The sequence below is a fragment of the Okeania sp. SIO3B5 genome (assembly GCF_010692555.1).
Taxonomy (GTDB): domain Bacteria; phylum Cyanobacteriota; class Cyanobacteriia; order Cyanobacteriales; family Microcoleaceae; genus Okeania.
The window spans coordinates 1-19,758 of the sequence record NZ_JAAHHG010000154.1; the positions used below are offsets into that span (position 1 = coordinate 1).

12 protein-coding genes and 3 pseudogenes are annotated in these 19,758 nt (G+C 34.8%); 6 read left to right on the plus strand and 9 right to left on the minus strand.

Annotation, left to right across the window (positions count from 1 at the left end; translation table 11 throughout):
* Positions 1-966 precede the first annotated feature (966 nt).
* From F6K54_RS20410 to F6K54_RS20425, 4 genes are all read left to right on the plus strand, one after another.
* Positions 967-1,746 carry a hypothetical protein gene (locus F6K54_RS20410; protein WP_293081142.1) on the plus strand — a complete coding sequence of 260 codons (780 nt, stop codon included), beginning with the start codon at positions 967-969 and terminating at the stop codon, positions 1,744-1,746.
* Between the two features lie 114 nt (positions 1,747-1,860).
* Positions 1,861-2,745, plus strand: coding sequence for an Npun_R2821/Npun_R2822 family protein (locus tag F6K54_RS20415; protein WP_293081174.1), 885 nt, complete (start codon positions 1,861-1,863; stop codon positions 2,743-2,745).
* An 861-nt stretch (positions 2,746-3,606) separates the two neighbouring features.
* Positions 3,607-3,960, plus strand: coding sequence for a hypothetical protein (locus tag F6K54_RS20420; protein ID WP_293081144.1), 354 nt, complete (start codon positions 3,607-3,609; stop codon positions 3,958-3,960).
* A 361-nt stretch (positions 3,961-4,321) separates the two neighbouring features.
* Positions 4,322-4,471 carry a hypothetical protein gene (locus F6K54_RS20425; protein ID WP_293081146.1) on the plus strand — a complete coding sequence of 50 codons (150 nt, stop codon included), beginning with the start codon at positions 4,322-4,324 and terminating at the stop codon, positions 4,469-4,471.
* A gap of 785 nt (positions 4,472-5,256) precedes the next feature.
* Here the strand turns inward: F6K54_RS20425 and F6K54_RS20430 are convergent.
* The 8 genes and pseudogenes from F6K54_RS20430 to F6K54_RS20465 form a co-directional block, all read right to left on the minus strand.
* A complete protein-coding gene (locus F6K54_RS20430; protein WP_293081148.1) occupies positions 5,257-6,207 on the minus strand; it encodes an NAD-dependent epimerase/dehydratase family protein in 951 nt (316 codons plus the stop codon).
* A gap of 69 nt (positions 6,208-6,276) precedes the next feature.
* On the minus strand, positions 6,277-6,723 hold the full coding sequence (locus F6K54_RS20435; RefSeq protein ID WP_293081151.1) for a hypothetical protein: 447 nt from the start codon (positions 6,721-6,723) through the stop codon (positions 6,277-6,279).
* A gap of 734 nt (positions 6,724-7,457) precedes the next feature.
* Positions 7,458-8,144 (minus strand): annotated as a pseudogene (locus tag F6K54_RS20440) (HNH endonuclease); the annotation flags it as partial.
* A gap of 22 nt (positions 8,145-8,166) precedes the next feature.
* Positions 8,167-9,374: pseudogene (locus F6K54_RS20445) on the minus strand (RNA-guided endonuclease InsQ/TnpB family protein).
* Positions 9,375-9,474: 100 nt separating this feature from the next.
* A pseudogene (gene iscB / locus F6K54_RS20450) lies at positions 9,475-10,086 on the minus strand (RNA-guided endonuclease IscB); the annotation flags it as partial.
* Between the two features lie 191 nt (positions 10,087-10,277).
* On the minus strand, positions 10,278-12,011 hold the full coding sequence (locus F6K54_RS20455) for an AarF/ABC1/UbiB kinase family protein (RefSeq protein WP_293081157.1): 1,734 nt from the start codon (positions 12,009-12,011) through the stop codon (positions 10,278-10,280).
* A gap of 63 nt (positions 12,012-12,074) precedes the next feature.
* Positions 12,075-13,427 carry a transposase gene (locus tag F6K54_RS20460; protein WP_293081160.1) on the minus strand — a complete coding sequence of 451 codons (1,353 nt, stop codon included), beginning with the start codon at positions 13,425-13,427 and terminating at the stop codon, positions 12,075-12,077.
* Positions 13,428-14,661: 1,234 nt separating this feature from the next.
* Positions 14,662-15,816 carry a DegT/DnrJ/EryC1/StrS aminotransferase family protein gene (locus F6K54_RS20465; RefSeq protein ID WP_293081163.1) on the minus strand — a complete coding sequence of 385 codons (1,155 nt, stop codon included), beginning with the start codon at positions 15,814-15,816 and terminating at the stop codon, positions 14,662-14,664.
* Positions 15,817-16,505: 689 nt separating this feature from the next.
* Here F6K54_RS20465 and fetB point away from each other — a divergent pair.
* Complete coding sequence (fetB, locus tag F6K54_RS20470) at positions 16,506-17,276, plus strand: ABC transporter permease (protein ID WP_293081165.1); 771 nt, start codon at positions 16,506-16,508, stop codon at positions 17,274-17,276.
* A gap of 627 nt (positions 17,277-17,903) precedes the next feature.
* Positions 17,904-18,824 carry a hypothetical protein gene (locus tag F6K54_RS20475; protein WP_293081168.1) on the plus strand — a complete coding sequence of 307 codons (921 nt, stop codon included), beginning with the start codon at positions 17,904-17,906 and terminating at the stop codon, positions 18,822-18,824.
* 576 nt (positions 18,825-19,400) lie between these two features.
* On the opposite strand, the gene F6K54_RS20480 is transcribed toward F6K54_RS20475, so the two are convergent.
* Positions 19,401-19,595: a hypothetical protein gene (locus F6K54_RS20480; RefSeq protein WP_293081171.1), complete on the minus strand. Its 195-nt coding sequence runs from the start codon at positions 19,593-19,595 to the stop codon at positions 19,401-19,403.
* Between the last annotated feature and the right edge of the window lie 163 nt (positions 19,596-19,758).

A 19,758-nucleotide genomic window follows, 5' to 3' on the forward strand; every position in this document is an offset into this window, starting at 1 on the left:
TGGAAGGGATTTTGCCAGTAACTTTTATTGTTTCTCAATTTTAAAGGTTGCTTTTATCTTCCTTAAAATTAATAGCTGATAACGCAGTTCCGACCATAGGAGGCTAGCTAATAGCTGACGGCTAAATGCTTACGACAGAAGAATAATTTTTAATATATTTCAGATGATTTGGAGTCAGAAAAAAACCATCCCTAAAATCAATTTAACCTTTAAAGATATAGAGTAGTAAATCAAAAAAAGTTAAATAAAGAAGGCACAAATTTTTTTTTCAACAGGGATATATTGATAATTCAGATTTAGAAAAACTTGAAAGATTAAAAATATAGAGTTTCTCTAGAAGCATGATTTAAACTTGTATTTTTTCCCTGTTACCTTTTCCTAGATTAGCTATTCCCTAAAACCTATGATTTTTTTTGTCCCTTACTTTTAATAACAATTGGTATATAAACCATTTTTCAAGTTACTTAAGTACTGTTTTGTTAGTTTATTTTCTATTCCCTGGAACTAGATTTACTACTCCTTACTCCCTCAAACAAAGAAATTTTGTACCTCACTCAGAGATGAGATGGGAATTGGTATATAAATTTATATTCTAGGATTTATTCAAGATATTTTTGAGTTAGTATCCTTGTTATACCAATTTGAAAAAAGAATGTTACGAATAATCAGTGCAATAAAAAGACTTTGTAGGAAATATCCCTTTGACAAAAAAGAGAATTTACGACCTAAAAACTGGTATTAAATCTATTCCCATACGACTCCTGTTTGCGGAGCATTCCGTAGGAAATTCAGAATTCTGTTTGCTTCGCGGTGACAAACGGAAATTCTAAGAAATACCCTAGCTATTTGTAGCAAACATTTATCAAATTGGTATTATATTCAAAATTATTTCCTAATTTTGTCACTTCTTCAAATCAAATAATTTTAAGCATTTTTGATCGTTAAAAAAAATTTCTAGGTAAAAATATGACCGCCGAACAAAAAGATTTTTGTTTTTGTACACTGGCACTAGGGCAAAGATATCGCGATATAGCCAAGGAGTTAGCTAAAGATTTGGAAACTAATGCTCCAGGAATTTCACTGGTAATTTATACAGAGAAACCTGATGATTTTAGTAGCTATAAAAATGTAATGGCTTTTAAACATTATCAGCAAGGCATTCTACATTGTTATAACGATAAAAGATTTCTCTGCCAGAAGGCAATATCATTATTTCCAGTAGCTATATATATAGATGCCGATACTAGAATTTTAGAATCATTACCAGAAGATATTAAATGGAAACCAGGAATAACTGGACGCCATAAAAAATTAGTAGAACACGTTTCAAAATATCGTGCTTCTAGTTTACCAATATTAAAAAAGTTGGCAGATAAGCTAAATATTTCTGATGACTCATTTAATAATTCTAGTTGGATAGGAGAATCTTTATTTATTATTGTTAGAGATAATGGCAAGGAAATAGAATTTTTGGAAATTTGGGGGAAAGTTTCTCGGTATGCAGAATTGAAAGGAATGCACGCTGGAGAAGGTAGTTTAATGGGGTTAGCTGCTGCAAAAGTAGGATGGGTTATTAATAGTGAAGCGTGGGAAAAAATTAGTGGAGTGACTCAGCACTGGGATGCTTCTCGTAGTAAACCAAAAGCAACTTCTTGGGATAATTTACAAAAGAGGATGGGTTATCATTATCGTTTAAATAAAACTAGAATAATGGCTTTAAGAGATTTTAAATTTTATTATCGGTGAGGATTAGTAAGACTTAGGTGGTGTAGCATAAGTTCATCAAATTAGTATACACAGGAAAATATCATGAGTCGTGGTATATATATCACTGCAAATGACAAAGTGATAGAATAAGGTATTGCCCTATTAAAAAGTATCCGTAAGTATGATAGTGAAACACCAATTATTTTGATTCCCTATGATGATAATTATCAAACAGTCGCAGAACGTTTTTCGAGAGATTACGGGGTCAAAATTTATCAAGATTTAGAATTTATTAAAAGATTATCAAACAAACTACAACAAATTTTTGGTAATAATTTTTTTGCCAGACAAAATCAGTTTCATAAGCAAGCTTGTTGGTTTGGAGAATTTGATAAATTTTTATACATAGATACAGATATTGTTGTTTTTGATCGAATTATTGATAATCTAAACTATCTAAATGAATATGATTTCTTGTGTTTTGATTATCAGCATTTAGGCGGAATTAAAAATATATTCACCCCAGAAATTTATCAAGTTTTTAGTCAAGATGAACTGAAGGATATTTTTAATGGAGGATGGTGGGCATCTAAAAAAGGTCTAATTTCAGAACAGGATTTGTATGATGTATTTACTGAATGTGCAGCTCACCTAGAATACTTTGATTTCTCTCAGAAAACTTCCGATCAACCAATCATTAATTATATGATGTTGAAGAAAATTAAAAAGCGTTTCAATATTGTTCACAGATTAGGAAAAGCACCAGGAAGTTGGGCAGGTACATCACATTTTCATCGAGAAGGTGATAAGCTGATAGACTCAAATGTGAATCAACCTTTAGAGTATCTACATTGGGCTGGAATTCGGATTCAACCAGGGTGTCCTTATTGGGATATTTGGGAACATTATCGATATCTTGGGGAATCTAAACCAACCCACTATCCTCAAAAAACAGAGAGGAAAAAAAGTCTAGGGCGAAAATTTATTGATAAAGTCAAAAAGATAGCCGGGCAAATAAAAAAAATTCAGAGTAAGTAACATGACAAGGATTTTGAATGGTGGTTTTATAGAACCCATTTGAGATATCCTTGCCTAATCATCAGCCTTACAGTTTCTTCGTTTAATTAGGGCTTGCTGATTAAATCTAAAAGCATTGAGATATAAAGACTTTAGCTTGTTTGGGGTCAAAAAAAGTGCGCTTGTTTTAGTCTAAAACGCTCAAAAAGGAGCGTATTTTAGGCGCATAGTTGGGCAGAGCAATCTTGGGACAATTCTTACTCATACCCCCTCGCTCCCAAGCCATTTCTCCTGTCTTCCCCTCCCCTCCTGGGAGGGGCTAGGGGTGGGTTGGAAGGGAGAGGGGCGAGGGGTGGGTTGTCTCCTACCAATACCAAAAAACTTATGAGCGCAAACCCTAATTATTATTGGCATAAATAGCTCGTACTTGGCCATTACCTAGCCAGAAATTCCTCAATATACCAACTACTTCAGAAGCTAATTTAGCTTTAAAAATATACCAAATGGGTTCTATAAAAAATTTATAGCTTTTAGAGAAATTTTTAGGATGGTGGAGTACAGTTTAAGACTAATTTCTATTTGCTTTAGCTCAAGTATTCTAAGTGTGTACCTCATCAACTCCCAAACTACTGCAAACATCATCAATGAGCTATTATAATCTATAATAACGATTGACAATTTCTCTGTCATAAAGCTCGATCATTATTGTAGGTATCTACTATTTAAATTAACGTTAGTTTAATGAAACTCAAAGAGATTAGAAGAGTTTACCTATTATTTCACAAGACCATCATAATCTAGTATTAGATGAGCTATAAATTTATTCTTAGCAACTGTATTAGATAACTAATTGTCAATCCATGTATTCTATAAATTGACCATATGAATTTAAGTGACTTTCTCAATGCAAATCGGTTTATTGTTTTAGGAGGACATAAGTGTGGAACTTCCTCATTACACTCTTATCTAAAGCAACATCCAGAAATTATCATGCCTATAGATAAAGGACTTGACATATTAGGCAGTTCTAAATTAGATATTGAGGATTATAAAGCTTCATATGATACTCATCAAATTATCAATCAGAAAACTTTTGGTGAAGTTTCTAGTACTTATTGGAGGTCTGAAACAGCTTGCTTGTCAATAAAAAAATATTTTCCCAATGTTAAATTATTAGCTATTTTACGAAATCCCGTTGATAGAGCTTTCTCCCATTATCAAATGCTTTCTGACTAAGGAAAATGTCAAATTAAATGGGAAGATATTTGTCAAAATCCTCAAAATTTTAATACCAATAGAATATTAACAAACGGGCTGTATTATAATCGTTTGAAATTATATTTAGATGAGTTTAAAGACAAGGAAATATGTGTTTTACTTTTCGATAGTTTTGTTGGAGGTCAGAAAAAGTTTTTTTCCAAGTTATTTAAATTTGTTGGAGTCAATCAAAATTTTATTCCAGATACATCATATATCCTTCGTAAAGGAGGTCAAAAAAAAAGGTGGTAAACTCCAAAAAATATTTTTATCAAACAATTTTCTGAGAACCACTGCCAAGACAATAATAAGACCTTTCACTAACGAAAAACAGAGGTATATGTTGGGCAAGAAATTAAGCAATCTTTTTGTTGTCAAAATAAAATTACCTAATCAATTGAAGTCTAATTTAATAGACTATTATCGTGAAGATATTTTAAAAACACAAGATATTATTGATATTGACTTATCTCACTGGTTAAAAACTTAGGTACTCATTAACAATCTAATTATTGATAGATAGATCAACTTTAACTTTTTGATTGGTGTATCATTAAATAGTTATATTCCCAATTTGTGAGTCTGATCGCCAGGTCAAAAATAGGCATATCTAAACAGTAAATAATGTTTTAGATACCGTAGGTGCAGGCAATAATTGATTGAACATTAAAAAAAGGTAAAAGTAGTTTAGTAGGGTGACAAGGAAATTAATTTATTGGTTGCTCCTGGAAAGCATTGGTCATAGAAATTGCATATACAGTGCAGAAACTTAAATTATTCAAGTTATTTTTACACAATTACTAAGTCCTATAGAAGTAATACCTATTTGATAAATGTTTGTTACAAATGGTAGAAGTAATAAAGAAGGAATAGGGAATAAGGAAGAAGGGGTAAATATTGAAAAAAAGGAAAAAAGATAGAAATCACTATCTAAAATGAACTGGAGCAGCTATTTTTAAGCATATCCGATCGAGGTCTACCTTTTTGTAACATTCTTTTTTCAAAATGGTATAATAGGGTAGTTGGGAAACAAAAAGAAAAACTTTTCAAATGCTTTGCTTACCAGATAAATATTTAAGTTTTTGTGGTTCAAAAAACACGAAAACCTTTAACTGAATATAAGCTATAACAGTTATAGCTACTTTTTTTTGCCTTAATTCCCAAAAATTTTCATCATAGTAGTTTGTACATTTCTGTGAAACAAAATACCAAGTAAATGCCAAAAATCATTAATTTTTAGCACTAACAAAAAACAATCTTGTTTGCCAAACAAATCTAACTATAGAGAGACTGTACCCATTCCCATTCTCTTTGCAACCCCTCCTTCAAAGAAACTTGTGGTTTGTAACCCAAAATTTTCTGTGCCTTAGAAACATCAGCACTGGTATGACGAGCATCTCCCCTGGCTTTTTCCACAAAATTTTTCTTAATAGGACGCCCGACTATTTCCTCCATCATATTAATAACTTCTGCCAATACAACCCGACTACCCCCACCAATATTAAATACTTCACCCACTGCTTCCGGTACTGTACCTGCTAATAAGTTAGCTGCTACTGCATCACTAACAAAAGTAAAGTCCCTAGTTTGCTGGCCATCTCCATAAATAGAAATTGGTTCATCTTCCAAAATCCACTTAAAAAATTTATGAAAGGCCATATCAGGTCGTTGACGGGGACCATAAACTGTAAAGTAGCGTAAATATACACATGGGACACCAAAATTCTGATGATATAACTTACCTAATCGTTCTGCAGCTAACTTAGTAATTCCATAAGGAGATACTGGTTGAGGACAAATAGTCTCAGGAGTGGGAAAAGTTTCAGCATTACCATATACAGAAGAAGTAGAAGCATAAACCAATCTTTTCAAATTAGGAGCATCCTTAGCCGCTTCTAAAATTATTTGAGTAGCATTAATATTACGTTCTGTATAAGCACGAAAACCTTCACCCCAACTAGCACGAACACCTGCTTGGGCAGCTTGATGATAAACTATATCTATATCTTCTAATAACTCTGACCAATTTAAAGATTGAATATCATTTTCTATTAGTTGGAAAGCAGAATTATCTTTAAATTGAGAAATATTCTGACGTTTCAAAACAGGGTCATAGTAATCATTAAATTGATCGATACCTATTACTTTTTCTCCTTGATTTAAAAGAGTTTCTGCTAAATGAGACCCAATAAACCCACCTACTCCGGTTACGATAATATTACTCATTTTTTCCTATATTCAAGTGGCTATTTTTTACTGAAAGCGGGAGTCAATTTATCCTGATGTTGAAAAAAATCAACTCTCTTCTGTTATGCTCTGTTCCATCTTATCTAAAATTTTAGTAAGCTGAATCCAGACAACTACCCCAGTTGCTACAGTTAAAGGCAAACAAATAGAATAGGCAACTAAGTTAGTAAATCCAAATAATTGTAAACTTGAGGATAAAAATATTAATGCACCAATAGCAATACCTATATATGGCAGTTGTAATGTTAATCCTCTCATACTAACTATATTACAAGTAGAAGGATTTTCTGACCAATCTTTAACAAGTTGCTTAATTAATTTGGCAAATACTATTCCTGAAGATAAACTCATTAATAAACCAACTGCGATTAAAAAATAGGGAGGTTGAGGGAGATTATACACAAAAAAATATTTCCTTAATTGATACTTTTTATTTCCTAAAGTAGGTTGGTTAAAATCAGCTTTTTTACGCTCCGCATAGTTTCTGTTTTTCATGTCGTAGTAATGCGTAGAATTTAATAGTAAAGCTTTCTTAAAGGAAGAACAAAACTTGGATTAACCAGATTGTTTTGGGTTTCCTTCCTCAATCCAACCTACAAATACAAATATTATGCTTCAGTAATAATGCTAAGTCGATTTTACCGAAAATTTGGGTTTAAAGCCCCGTCCTTTTAGGACGGCTTTTTTGGCAAGTTAGTTGTCATTTTCTGTTTTTGGTGTTATGATAAAAATGGTTTGAATCCCCAGAGTGTTGCTATATGCTTGAACTTAAAAGTATCGCACAAGGATACAAATATTGGGTGGCGAAAACCAAGAAAAACACAGCTAGCTAACTAAGAATAAGCAATTCCAGAAAAATCAAGTTTTTCTGTTTTCTATTATATCGTGGGGCGCACGAGAACACTAGGCTAGTATCCTAGTACGTCTCTGGAAATATGGCCCTCTGGGACTAACTAAACTAAACTCGCTAATTGGTTCTTTAGAACGGTTAATTGGTTTAGAAATTGCTCGTAAGAGATAGTTAGTTTTAAGGTTTGTTGAAGAAAGAGAAAACCACCGATAGTGATATTCAGAATCCCCGTGTCTTTAGACCGGGGAGAACGTCAAAAGACTTCTTGCAGAAGTCAGGGAGTAGGAAATAGGAAGATAAAACTGTTGATTTTATCTGTAATTCAGTAATATCAAGACATCAATTAATTCATCAAGCACCTCCGTGGAGACCCGCTCGATTAAACATAAGCGTAGCCATCCTTTTTGTGAATAGGTTGACAATATTTGTGGCTAATTCCTTGTACTAAACCATTCTTGGTTTTGATGTTGAAACTGCCTGTAGTGCGAACAGCAACTCTCCCTACATAGACACCTTGTTTCTTACCTTTAGTCACAATAGCTTTGACGATATCCCCTGTTTGATATCCTTTAATAAACTTGAACCTGGGGACATAACGAACTGGAAATCCATGCTTGTCAGTACGACACATCTGACGTGAGCCATGTCCTGTGGCAGTGATAATTAAAGGTTTTTTCACATCTTTGATAATTAGCCGATCAGGAGTAGAAGTACCCACACAAGCTGCATCTAACCAATGAGTCTTAGGCAGGTTTTGACTACACCTATTGAATTTTGTTAACCCACCACTGCCAACTTCTACAGGTAGTCCAGTTAACTTTAATTTGTTGTACAACTTCCACCGAGTTGCATTTACTGCTGCTGCATCAGCGAGTGGCTTCTTAGCTTGAGATAAAATCTGTTGCAGAACATTGGACTTTCCAGATAAGAACTGTTCAATTTCTTGATTGGACTTGGTCTGATTGCAGCTATGACAGGCAATAGCGAGATTAGAAACTCTATTAGAACCACCTTTAGATAATGGTTGAATATGCTCTATTTCTAACTGGGTATCCGTTGCACCACATTGACATCCTCCCGACGCTGCTCTACGAGACAGCGCGGGATTCCCTGGCATCACTGTTAGGGGCTTTCTGTTTCTTAGCACCCGCCTTCCGGGATTTACTCCTTTCAGGTCTTACAGTCGCTCCACAGACTGACACTGCGAGTCCCGCAGCCAAAATATTTATTGCAGCGTTAATGTCACGGTCATGGTGAGTGCCACATTCTGGGCATTTCCACTCTCTAATATTTAGAGGTAATTTCTCCACTACATGACCACAATTAGAGCAACGCTTAGAACTAGGGAAATATCTGTCAATTTTAATTAATTGACGGCCATACCACTCAGCTTTGTATTCTAATTGCCTGACTAATTCTCCCCAGTTGGCATCACTTATTGCTCTAGCTAACTTATGATTCTTGACCATATTTTTTACTGCTAAATCTTCAACTACTATTGTTTGGTTTTCTCTAATTAATTGAGTAGTTAGCTTATGAGTATAGTCAAGCCTTGAATCTTTAATTTTTGCGTGTATCCTAGCTACTTTCAGTCTGGCCTTTTGGTAGTTATTAGATCCCTTGGTTTTCCTCTTTAGAGACTTTTGAGCTAACCTCAGTTTTTTGTGTAATTTGTTTAGATTCTTAGGGTTAGCAAATGTTTCTCCATCACTGGTAGTAACTAAACTGGTAATTCCGCGCGTCAATACCAACTTGTTTGGCTACTGGGTTCAGCTTTAAATCTCTAGGGTCATTGACTCTAAGTGACACTGACCATCTGCCAGAGGGGTCAAGTTTTACGGTAATTGTACTTGGCACACAACCAAGTGGTAGTTGCCTACTCCACCTAATCGATAATGGCTCAGAACATTTGGCTAAATATACTTGACCATCTTTCCACTTGAATGCCGACTTCGTAAATTCAGCACTACCACCCGGCGCGCTTTTTCTTAAAGTTGGGATATTTGGCACGTCCACTAAAGAAGTTAGTGAAAGCTGTTTGTAGATGTCTTAAGCCTTGCTGTAATGGAACACTGCTAACTTCTGTGAGGAAATCTAAATCTTCCTGTTTTTTCCAGTTCGTCAGCATAGCAGAAGTTTGCTTATAACCTACTCGCTCTTTATTTTCATACCAAGCTTGAGTTCTAGCAGCTAAAGCTTTGTTGTAGATTAAGCGCACACAACCCAATGTCTTCCGTAACAGGTTTTCCTGTTCTGGAGTTGGGTAGAACCTAAACTTGTACGCTTTCTCAACCATCTGCTGTTTACTTATTCAATACTTAAATTTTAGCATATTATGGGTGAAACCGCAAGATTGATTGGCATTCCCATACGACGCTCCCGTGGCAGGAGAGCGCGGGTCTTCTGCCAACATTTAGATAAGCACATTTACGATGCCATTTTTCGAGTAGATATTCCCGAACTTCGTAACCGTATAGAGTGCCTTGCTGATACTCAACACCTGAAATTTCGGGGTTTTCTAATTTCTGAGTGTCGAACCTAACTAACTCTTGAGATATACCTGTAATTGGACAGAATCTAGTTAGCTTCTTAACCCATGTCAAGATATTTTGTACTCTTGACATTAAACTAGGGGGTAGCCACCCTTTCGGCTTTTTTCTATTCAGGAATCTTGGCTGACGATAACGAGTTTGGCGATTTCTGCGGGAACGTCTTATAGTTCTGCGTTTGGTTAAACTATCTCGTATTTGAAACCCTCTGTGAGTGAGTTCAGCTCCCCAGATTACTCTGTTACTTTGAACAATTGCTAAACCAGTTATTTTCGCTCCGGGGTCTATTTTTAGTTGATGGTTGTGAGTAATTGGTTCATTTACCTCCTCAGTCAAAATGATTGTGAAAGGGTATCGACGTAGAACTTTAGCTTTGCCAGTCCTGAGTAAAATTCTAGCTCTGGCAGGCTTACAGGGGTCTAAAGGTTGTCGGCTTTTGTTAAGTACAAATACACGCATAATTGGTGTGTTCTCCTATTGCTAGGGTAAAGTTCGCTTCGACAATGTTTTAATCGCTTGTGAGGTTAGCCACACTTTCTTAACCCTCGCTCGAATGTTTAATGACTAACGGTAGAGCTACAGACTAGCGACGCATCCAGAGGTACCATAACGATAAAAACGTAGGAGATTTTACTCCTGAGTCTGGTCAACTAGAGCTTAAAAAAGCCCACGCTATATTCCTTGAGAATTAGCGCTGGGTTGTTGACTACAGAAGGCAAAATTGCAGTAGCTCTCTGTGTAGAAAATTCAGCTAGAGCACCTAGAGCAATATTAAACAAACGACTTGGTTGAAAGTCATCTTGAATTAAACCCCACAAACGACTAACTTCTTCTGTGTGAATTCGGTCGTCTTCTACCATTGCTAGAATCAATTTTTTTCGGAGAAATTCACCCTCTTCACTTAAAAGATATTGTAAACCTAATTGAGCAGTAGGTAGTATATCAAAATTTTGGTCTGTCTGAGCTATGCCAATCAAATTTTCTAACCTTTGCCACTGGAACTTTCCATCTTTAAACAAAACCTCAATCAACCGACGACGTAATGCTGGGGACTCACCTTTTAATAATCTTCTTGCCACATAAGGATAAGCAATATCAACTATTCTGAAATTTGGATTTAGGGAAAGAGCTAAACCCTCTTCAGTAACTAGAGAACGAATAATTAAGGCAAACTTAGCCGGAACTCGGAATGGATATTCAAACATCAACTCCGAGAACTTATCTGTAATTGTCTTAAAGTTAAAATCCTTAACTTTCTCACCCATAATATTTCCCAGCACTATTTCTAGAGCTGGTACAATTGGCTGAATATCCACATCCGGTGCCAAAAATCCAAGTTTGACAAAATCTTTAGCCAACTCTTGATAATCTTTATTAATCAGATGAATGACTGAATCAACTAAAGTTTCTTTAGTATCCTGCTCCAATTGATCCATCATGCCAAAGTCAATGTAGGCCATCCGACCATCTTTTAAGGCAAATAAGTTACCGGGATGAGGATCTGCATGAAAAAAGCCAAACTCTAGTAATTGACGTAGACCGCTAGTAACACCTACAGTAATTAGAGTGTCAGTATCAAGACCTGCTGCTTTAATTTGTTCGGTATCTAACAATTTCAGACCATCAATCCATTCCAAGGTCAAAACATGGATGGTAGTATAACGCCAAAATATTGATGGTACTTTTACACTGGGGTCATCGGCAAAATAAGTAGCAAATCTTTCTGCATTTCGTCCTTCATTGATATAGTCAATCTCTTCAAATAACTTTGTGCCAAATTCATCTACAATCAGAGATAAATCGTGGCCAAGATTGAGAGGCAACCAAGGAGCTAACCAACTTGCTGACCACCGCATTAAGAATAAATCGAGAGTAATAATAGGTAGTAAGTTTGGTCGTTGAACTTTTACTGCTACTTGTTCTCCGCTCCGAAGACGTGCCTGATAAACTTGACCCAGACTAGCTGCTGCAACTGGTCTGGGAGAAATTTCGCTATATAGATTGTTGATGTTTTGGCCTAACTCTGTCTCTATGATCGAGATTGCTTTCTTATTATCAAAAGGTGGTAACTGGTCTTGTAGTTTTGTTAGTTCTTCTAAAAAGTCTTTACGAATTAAATCTGGTCTTGTGGATAGTGCTTGGCCTACTTTAATAAATGTTGGTCCTAAGCGAGTTAGGATTTTTCGCAGTTGAGTAGCTCGTTCGGGAGTATCTTCAACTTTGTCATATTGCCATTTATCCCATAAAACTCCTAGTAGAAAACTAGCAAAAGACAAAACTATAACGAGAAATCTCCAAATTACTAACCAGGGACGGTAACGGTAATATTTAGCGATCGCTTCTGGGTCGTACCGTCTTGTTGAATTAAAGTGATTGTCATCCACTTTTAATATTTTCCTCTTAAATTTTATATTTTTTATTTATTGAGTTAGAGAAGCGGTCAGCACTCAGCACTCAACTTTGTTCATTTTTTTTAATGTGCGAGAAGGGGATATGCTACTCCTTCCTCCTAAACTATCGCTTGTGGTTGTCGGGAATTTTAACCAAAGCTGGTGACATACTCCCACACGCTTGCTGGCGCTATAGTGTGGGCTTCTCGTTTCGTAGCCCCGGTATCCCGTCGGGCAAGCGCGTGCTTTAAGAACGGAATGCCCTACCGCCCTATTTTTTATATTTATCGCTGCATTCAAGTCGCGGTCTATTACAACACCGCAATGCGGACAAGAATGAGTTCGTATGTTTAATTCTTTATCGACTTTTTCACCACAGTTTGAGCAGTCTTGGCTGGTATTTTTGGGGTTCACTGCTATAGTTTTCTGTCCAGCATTTTCAGCTTTGACAGTCAAAATAGTCAGAAATTGACCCCATCCAGCATCGTTAATTGATTTACTCAAATGAGTCTTTGCTAACCCTTTAATGTTTAAGTTTTCGTGGGCTATAACTTCTGCTTTTGATAACAATTCATTGGCTGTTTTAAAGTGGAAATCTTTACGTTGATCGGCTACTTTTTTATGTTGTTTAGCTACAGCTTTAACAGCCTTGAGCCTCCTTTTACTTCCTTTTTTCTTTCGATATAAACGTTTTTGTAGAGTCTTTAATCGCTTCTGGGATTTTCTATAGTATTGAGGTATGGGAACAGATTCTCCTTCACTTGTTACTAAGAATTCCTTCAGTCCCATATCGATTCCCAGAGTGTTTTTTAATGTAGGTTCAACTTGACAACTCAAAGCTGGAACTGATTTGTCTTCTAGGGATAAAGTCACATAATAACCATCAGCTTTACGAGTAATAGTCACAGTTTTAATTATAAAACCTTCTGGTATTGGACGATGCTGAATTAACTTTACCTTTCCTATTTTGGGCAAATTAATGTAATTTTCTTCTATGCAGTCAAGTTTTATTTGAGGATAAGTAAAACTGCGATAACGTCCTTTTCCCTTAAATCTTGGTTTCCCTAATTTATGTCCATTTTTGTCTACCTTAAACCATCTATCAAAGGCAAGTTTTACCCGTTTTATGCAATCGCGGTATACCTGAGAATGAATTAGTTTGTAGGAAGGAAACTTGTCTTTGGTATTGACCAAATCTCGTTTTTGAGAGTAATAGTTTGGATCATCTAAGAGTTGAGGAATTGGCATCACCAAGGGGCAAGCATTAACGGGAGAGGGATTTTCTTCCCACCACGAGAACCGCTCCCCTAACCTATAGTTGTACTGCCGACGCAACAACTCCAGCCACAATTCTATGGTGGCTAACTGTTTTTTATTGGGCCTTAATTTATATTGGTACGCAGTCCGCATGATGGAACATTTCCGGGGTGGTAGCAAAATAGTAATACAAGTTTTTCAACTAGGGCGAAAGCTTCTGCTGGGATAGCATACAAATTGAATGGGCATCGAACCTATTCAACTTGCCGCCGATTCAGCTAAAAGCTGATAGCTAGTTACACATGACTTAGGTATGTTTGGCTTTTCTCTGGCAAATCGCTATATATAGTGTGGCACTATAGTTTTTCTTTACTATATATAGGGTTTTTGTGTAAGTCATTTGAAAAAAGGAGATGATATTTCTCCTTGGTTTTTCTCTGGCAAATCGCTATATATAGTGTGGCACTATAGTTTTTCTTGACTATATATAGATTTTTTGCCTAAGCAATTTGAAAAAAGGAGGTGGTATTTCTCCTTGGTTTTTCTCTGGCAAATCGCTATATATAGTGTGGCACTATAGTTTTTCTTTACTATATATAGGGTTTTTGTGTAAGTCGTCTGAAAAAAGGGGGTGGTATTTCACCTTGGCTTTTCTCTGGCAAATCGCTATATATAGTGTGGCACTATAGTTTTTCTTTACTATATATAGGGTTTTTGTGTAAGTCATTTGAAAAAAGGAGGTGGTATTTCACAACAAAAATAAGTCAAGGATATTTGCAGTTTCTAAGTAACGAGCAATTGTTACTTTTCTGTATTTAGCTATATTTCTAGAGCTTAGAGCTGAAATTTTTCCTTCATATTTTTGTTGTTTGTTGTACTTTTTTTCTTCTTAACTAATGGCAGATTTTGAGTGATTCAAAAGGTATAAAAAAAATTTATCCCTGCTGTCTTAAATTAAATTATTTTTCTTTTTATTAAGTATAGTATACAAAACTACAAATTTCAAAAATAAATTTTAAAGAAATATTAAAGTCAATACTATCAGAACTTACCGAAAAATTAGGGTATAAAGCCTCTCCATTCATGGAGAAAAAAGAAAAAAATTCCTTTTACAGCAGTTTTTAAATGGGTAAACCACAGTTAAAAAGTTAGGTGGTAGGTGAAGCGGTGGTAAGCGAAACGAGGACTGCAAATTACACAATAAATGGCTGACTTTGTGGTCTACTCGAATGAAAAGCGCTGTAACCCAATCCTCTTCTTGAAAAGAAGAGGTAATTCTAAATTCTAAATTCTAAATTCTTGAAGCATTTTTCCAACAAAAACACTATATATACCATAGTGCTATAGTTTTTATCTGCTATATGTAGTGCCTTGGCGTAATTTCTGACTATAAAAGTTCCTGTAAACAATCCTTCAAAGCAAATATAACTTGTTCTTGTTGTTGAGTAGAGAGTTCAGGAAACATAGGCAAGGACAAAACCTGATGAGAAAATTGTTCTACTATTGGCAACTGACGGAATGCCAAAAATTTGTAAACTGGCTGTAAATGTAAAGGAGTCGGATAGTAAATCATTGAACCTATTCCTTTGTTTTGTAACTGAATGCGAATCAAATCGCGTAGAGAACTAGAAAAACGAGACTTTACTGTAGCTTCTAAATCTTGACTTTTGAGCCTAATCGTGTATTGATTCCAAACACATCTACTACCAGCCAACTCTTGAGGAGGAATTACACCATTTATTCCACTCATAAATTCAAAGTAACGATCTGCTAAATCACGACGTTGCTCGTTCCAACTATCTAGATAACGCAACTTAACTTGCAGAATTGCAGCTTGTATGGTATCCAAGCGACTATTAATACCGATATGTTCATAAAAATATTTAGCAGACTGTCCATGATTTTTGAGCATCCGTACTTGGTCAGCGATCGCCGAGTTATTAGTAGTTAAAGCACCTCCATCTCCAAAAGCTCCCAAATTTTTAGTAGGAAAAAAACTAAAACAACCGATATCACCAAAACTTCCTACTTTTTTGCCTGACCATTCAGCCCCTGTCGCTTGGGCACAATCTTCTATAACTATTAAATTATGGGAACGAGCGATCGCCATTAACCGGGTCATATCTACTGGTTGACCAAATAAATGTACTGGCAAAATAGCTTTTGTTTTTTCAGTTATTGCTGATTGGAGTTGTTCAATATCTAGGTTAAAAGTCTGGGGGTCAATATCAATAAAAACTGGTGTTGCTCCCACAGCACTTATTACTTCAGCGGTGGCGAAAAAAGTGAAAGGAGTAGTAATTACTTCATCACTAGGGCCAATATTTACAGCTCGTAAAGCTAGAAATAGAGCATCAGTGCCAGAGTTACAGGATACACAATGAGATACATCTATATAGTTAGCAAATTGTTGTTCAAATTCATCAACAATAGAGCCACCAATATAGCGACCAGAGCTGAGTACTTCTTGGACTCTGCTGTTTATTTCTTCAGCAATTGATTTATACTGTTGTGTTAAATCTAGGGGAGGAATATTAGTCATATTTAGAGTAAGAAATTAAATAATAAAAGGTTAGTAAAATTTATTGATATGATAAACTGCTCCAAGCAAAGGAGCTACTTTTATAGCGGTTTTCAGTATAGATGGAACACAGACTAAGTAGTGTAGGGGGGTTTGATGAAACTTCTCTACTGTGGTCTAATAAAGTGAAAAATCTCGTAAAGTAATTTTTATAAAAATCATAAATATAAATTTTTTGGAAAATTAAACTCATAGAAATTTTTTTAATTTATGACTTTTGGTAGTAACATAACTAACCTTTACTTTAGTAAACTTCTATATATATAAAGATTGGTTAGAAAAAATTATTGATTGTTGGTAGTTTAACTAAAATTTGGAATTTAGAGTATACAAATAGAGATGTGCGGATCACTTTGAAGGTTTAGTTTGGGAAGTGCTAACTGATACTCATAAGTCAGGTCTTGAAAATCCTCTCGATTATAATGATATGAGTGATGCTATTAACTAATATTAAAATTAATCCCAATAATTTTCATATCAGTCATTTGAATTAGCTATTCTGGGCTAAATCCTCTGGGAATTATAGTTTCAATAAAGAAGAATATACATTAATATAAATTGCTCATACCTCACTAGAAAATATAATGCTTTTGATGAGGTTTATGATGATTTTTACTAACTAATATAAAATTCAAGCTTAAGTCAAAAATATGATTCAATTAACAATTACAGATATAGCTATGGCTTTAGGACTTATTGCTATAGCTATTGGTCTGTCAGCTTGGCAAAAATTAGGATTAGAATGGCAACTATTAATAGCGACAATTCGTACTATTGTACAGTTAATATTTGTTGGCTATGTATTAGAAATAGTATTCGATTATAAACAACCTTGGTTAGCGATCGCTATAATTACTGTTATGTTAACAGTTGCTTCTGTTGTTGCTAAAAATAGAATTAGTAAAAAAATACCTCAATTGTTACCTTTAGTTTGGGGTTCGATTTTAACCAGTACCGTTTTAAGTATCAGTTATACAAATTTATTAGTTATTCAACCTGACACTTGGTATGAACCTCAATATTTAATTCCACTGGTGGGAATTGTATTAGGAAATGCGATAAATGGAGCAGCGATCGCTGGTGAAAGACTTGTCAGTACAATTAATTCTAGTCCGGTAGAAATTGAAACTTATTTAAGTTTAGGATCGACTCCACAAATAGCAGTTGCTAAGTATAGAAAAGATGCTATTCGTGCTGCATTAATACCTAATTTAAACCAGATGAGTGTAATTGGAATAGTGACGCTTCCTGGTATTGTTACTGGTCAGTTATTAAGTGGTGTTAATCCTTTGGATGCTGTGGCATATCAGATGTTAATTATGTTTATTTTGGCTTTTGCAAATTTGGTTACAAGTTTATTGGTTACTTATAGTTTATGTAGACAATTTTTTAATCAGGATGCACAACTCAAAAATTTATAAAGAAGGAAGAAGTAAGAAGGAAGAGGGAAGAAGGAATAAGAAAGAAGAAGGAAGGAAAGTACATGAGTCTATATATTGATACTTTATGAGTTTTTGTCTTATCTGAATCGTAATAGATAGGTAGGCAAAACGACTTAAAGTCATCAAAAAAATGTATTTTTCAATGCACTTTTTATCCTGAAGAAGCCGTTCTAAGATATACATGGCTTGCATTGTCAATTTTTTTGTTAAGAAAGATGTTTATAAGTACCTAAATAAAATTATTTACCTATTCTAATTCTATGAAATATCTAGCAGGCAAAAAATTCAGCTTGTGTAGATGTGTAATACCAATTTGATAAGTGTTTGCTACAAATAGCTAGGATATTTATTAGAATGGCTGAATTTCCTATGGAATGTTCCGCAAACAAAATTCAGGTAGGGGAGCCGTCGGTATGGCAATGTACAGAATGAATAGATTTAATACCATTTTTGATGTTGTAAATTATCTTTTTCGTTAAATAGACTTTCTGATGAAGTATGCGCGATGGTGCTTATTATTTGTGACATTCTTTTTTAAAATTGGTATACTAAAAAAAATTTAATATAGAAGTATTTATTCAAGTTAGTACAACTTAAAATTCATCAATGACAAGATTTATCCATGACCAATTTGCCAAACAATATTTAACAGAATTATTATCTAACAGAGGTCAGATAGAGACCAGTAAAGATATATCTGGAGAAATCAGACAAGCTGACGTTTATTTTATCCCATATACTCAGACTCCTGAGAATTTATTCAACTTAGGTCTACTGGAAAAAATTGCTGCCAATGTCTGTATTATCGAACCATTTAGTAATTCAGTTACTCCTAGAGAAATTCGTAGTTGTTTAGGAAAATTATTTGATATTTGTGCAGCTTTAGAAAGAGAAATTAATCGAAAAAATCAGAAAACTACTAAAACAGAGTTACCTCTATTATGGATAATTACACCAACTATTTCACAGGCAATAATTTCGGGAGTTAGTGCTGTGAATGATACAGAATATAGTTTCCCTGGTATTTATACCCTAGGAAAAATTTTGAGAACCAAAATAATCGCAGTTCATCAATTACAAAAAAGTGGGGAAACTTTGTGGTTGAGAATTTTAGGTAGAGGACAAGTGCAAAAAGAAGCTATTGAGGAATTAAGAAATTTATCTGTTGAAAATCCATTACGTTTCAATGTGTTAGAATTAGTTTATAACTTGCTGACAATGTTAGAACTAAATCGAGGTCTAGAACCAGAGGATAGGGAGTTAATTATGGAATTATCACCGCTTTATTTAGAACGTTTAGAGAATGCTACTCAAAAAGGAAGGCAAGAAGGTAAACAAGAAGGAAGACAAGAAGGAAGACAAGAAGGTCAAAGATTAATTGTAGAGAATCTTCTCCGTGTTCGTTTTGGTTCTTTGGATGAAGAATTATTAGGAATTATTGAACAATTATTAGCATTGCCTTCTGAGGAACTTAGTCGATTAATTTTGGAGTTATCTCGTGAAGAATTATTGGCTAAGTTTCTCTGATAAAAATATTTCAACAATTAATAATTAATAATTAATAATTAACGATTACCTCTCCTTAAAAACGGATAGGATTGACGAACAGGAAAATTTTTCTTTATTATTTCCTTAAAATAGGAGGCTTTAAACCACAATTTTTCGGCAAGCATTCAGCCGTCAGTTATTAGCTATCAGCTATTAATTTGGGGAAAGGTCATTTCAGTTATCAGTTATCAGTTATCAGTACTTCTGTAATAAGGAGGCAAGAAAATATGGAATTATCTTTTCTTTTGCTCGATTAGATATGGCGAAGTTCCCTCGCCATCTATCGACTGCTTTTTATACCCTTAAAAGGGGGAGGCTTTAAACCACAATTTCTCGGTAAAAGCAACCTTTAAAATTGAGAAAGAATAAAAAATTACTGCCAAAATCTCCTTTCTAAACCTTAGAAGTATTTATTACTAATAGCTGAATGCAAGTGCATTCCAAAGGAATAGCTGACTGCTAATAGCGGTTTGCGCAGTATTCCATAGGAAATGCTTACAAAACATAGCTTTAAGCATTCAGCTATCAGCTCAAGTCAAAGCTATTAGAGAGCATTTATTCCCCAGTTAATTCTTCGGAATTTAAAACATTAGTTGCCAAAATAAATCGTCCGGCACTTCGTTTTTCAAGACTTACTTTTTCGGCACAAATAGCTACTTTTGCTTCTACTTTATAGTCCAGGGAATTAGGAGTTTTGGACTTGTTAATCTTGATGATTTTCAACTCGGTAAGTTCATGGTATTTAGACACCTTTAAACCCACATTCCGCACGACAAAATGTAGTATACAAAGAGGGTAAAACTTGAGTAAGTATTTAGACTCAAGAAAAAAAAACCTCAAAGTGTAATTCTAGACAAAAGGTGAAGAGCAAAAAAAGAGGAGAAAATGTCAATAGAAGTGACTAATATAGACC